Raw genomic sequence first — 3,026 nt, forward strand, 5'->3', positions numbered from 1 at the left:
TATCTTGGCGGTGCAGGACTGGCGCGAGGTTATCTCAATCGTCCAGAACTGACAGCCGAAAAGTTTATTGCCAACCCATTTAATCAAAACCTAACCCCCCTGCCCCCTTCCCTACGAGGGAAGGGGGAGCCTGACGCCCCTCTCCTACTAGGGGAGGAGTTGGGGGAGAGGTTCCGCCTCTATAAAACAGGAGATTTAGTTCGTTATCTTCCTGACGGCAACCTAGAGTTTTTAGGTCGAATTGACCATCAAGTTAAAATTCGCGGCTTCCGGATTGAGCTAGGGGAAATTGAGGCCGCATTAGCGCAGCATCCAGTTGTTGAGCAACCCGTTGTTTTGGCTCAAGAGGACGATTTGAATTCGCCTCGCCTCGTTGCTTATTTGACAACCAAACAACTTCCTCAAGATTTAGATAAATTGCCAGAAATACAATGGCATTCTGAGCATGTATCGGAATGGGAAAAAGTCTTTGAAACGACTTATCACCAAAATTCAAATATTCAGGAAGATACTTTGAATATTAGTGGGTGGAATAGTAGCTATACAGGCTTACCAATTCCCGCCGAAGAAATGCGGATGTGGGTTGACCGCACTGTTGAGCAAATTCTCGCCCTAAAACCCTCCCGCGTCCTAGAAATTGGTTGTGGTTCGGGTCTACTCTTGTTTCCCATAGCACCTCATTGTTCTTATTACTTGGGCACCGATTTTTCTCAATCTGCACTGGATTATGTTCAACAGCAATTAACCACACAAAACCTGCCCCAGGTAACGCTAGATAGACGAATGGCAGATAACTTTGAGGGAATAGAAGCGGGTGCCTTCGACGCGGTGATTATTAACTCCGTGATTCAATATTTCCCCAGCACTGACTATCTGTTGGGTGTCTTGGAAGGTGCTGTAAATGTTGTGAAGCCAGGTGGTTCTATCTTCATTGGGGATGTGCGTAGCTTGCCGTTGTTAGAAGCTTTTCATGCCTCTGTACAATTGCATCAAGCTCCTTCTAACCTTTCGATAACTGAATTACGGCAGCGGATTCAAAAACGCTTGCAACAGGAGCAGGAACTAATTATCGCTCCGGAATTTTTCACAGCACTGAAGCAGAAATTTTCCAAAATTAGTCACGTCCAAATTAAACCGAAACCAGGAAAATATCAGAATGAATTAACCAAGTTTCGCTACGATGTGATTCTTCGAGTCGGTGCTGAAGTCGATTGTCTGCAAGATTTTTATTGGCTAAATTGGCAGAAGCAAAATCCGACTCTTGGTATTCGTAAGTTACTGGAAGAAACCAACCCAGAGATTTTGGGAATTACGAGAATTCCTAATGCGCGTCTGGTATCTGAGATGAAAACTTTAGAATTACTCGCTAAAAATGATGGAGAAGGAACTGTTGCAGAATTGCGGAATTTACTGCGAGAAAGCAATACGGAAGATGGGATTGAACCTGAAGAAATTTTGGCTCTAGGTCAAGACTTATCTTACTGCATTCACCTTAATTATTCCGGCGACCGTTATGATGCAGTATTTGTGCATAAAAACTTGGCATCTCCAGACAAATTACCAGCATTCTTGGAAACAAGTGGCAAAGTAAAACCTTGGAGAAACTATGCGAATAATCCGCTGCAAGGGAAATTAACTCGTGAATTTGTTCCTCAATTGCGCGATTATTTACAGGAAAAACTGCCGGAATATATGGTACCTTCTAACTTTATTTTGCTAGAAGAATTTCCCCTAAATCAGAATGGTAAAATCGATAGGCGATCGCTCATTACTCTTAGCCAAATTCGCCCAGAACTGGAAAAAACTTTTGTTGCACCGCGTACACCCATTGAGCAAGCAGTTGCCAATACTTATGCCCGAATTTTAAATCTACAGATGGTAGGTTCCTCTGATAACTTCTTTGAATTAGGCGGTCACTCGCTACTCGCTATGCAAGTCACTTCCCGGCTGCGGGAAACTTTCCAAGTCGAATTACCGCTACGGACTTTATTTGAGTCACCAACTGTTGCGGAATTAGCTAAAGTAATTGCCTCAACTCAGCAAGCAAAACAAATAGATTCTAGTTCCATTCCGCGTGCTTCCCGCAATCAGCCACTACCGCTATCTTTTGCTCAACAACGGCTGTGGTTTCTCGATAATCTGGAACCCGGTTCGCCTGACTATAATATTCCGGCACCAGTTCGCCTGGTAGGACAATTAGATGTTGCGGCGCTAGAGCAAAGCTTTAACGAAATTGTGCGGCGACACGAAATATTTCGCACCCGTTTCGTGATGGAAGGGCAACCGATTCAAGAAATTGCTCCTACTCTGACAGTGACATTTCCTGTTATCGATGTTCAAGCGTTTCCAGAGGCGGATCGAGAAGGAAAAATTCAACAACTAATTTCCCAAGAAGCATTAAAGCCCTTCGATTTAACTCAAGCACCGCTGTTTCGGATTCAACTGCTGCAACTCGGTGAGGAAGAACATATTTTAGTTCTCATCCTGCACCATATCATCTTTGATTTGTGGTCAATTGGAGTGATGTTGCAAGAAGTGACTGAACTCTACAAAGCTTTTACGACTGGGGAAATTTCTTTGCTGCCTGAATTACCGATTCAATACGCCGATTTTGCGGTTTGGCAGCGGCAATATCTCCAAGGAGAGGTGCTGGAAAAACATTTAAGTTATTGGAAACAGCAATTAAGCGGTAATTTACCATTAGAATTACCGAGCGATCGCCCTAGATCCGCCGTTCAGTCAAATCGAGGTGCCATCCATAATTTTGCTTTCCCCAAAGATTTGAGCGATGCAATTCAAGCTTTTAATCGGCGGGAAGGAGCTACCTTATTTATGACGCTTTCGGCGGCGTTTAAAACCTTGCTCTATGCCTACACGGGACAGCAAGATATCCTCATCGGCTCCCCGATTGCCAATCGCGATCGCGTTGAACTAGAATCACTAATTGGCTTCTTTGTCAATACTTTAGTTCTCCGCACTGATTTATCTGGAAATCCCAGCTTTCGAGAATTATTAGCGCGGGTGCG

The 3,026-nt window shown here is 44.1% G+C and carries 1 protein-coding gene; it reads left to right on the top strand.

The genetic code is table 11. The annotated features are described in order from the left end of the window. Positions 1-3,026: condensation domain-containing protein (locus tag H6F50_RS11020; RefSeq protein ID WP_190428729.1), on the top strand; the 3,026-nt coding region annotated here is incomplete at both ends.

The sequence above is a fragment of the Coleofasciculus sp. FACHB-712 genome (genome assembly GCF_014695635.1).
Taxonomy (GTDB): Bacteria; Cyanobacteriota; Cyanobacteriia; order Cyanobacteriales; family FACHB-T130; genus FACHB-T130.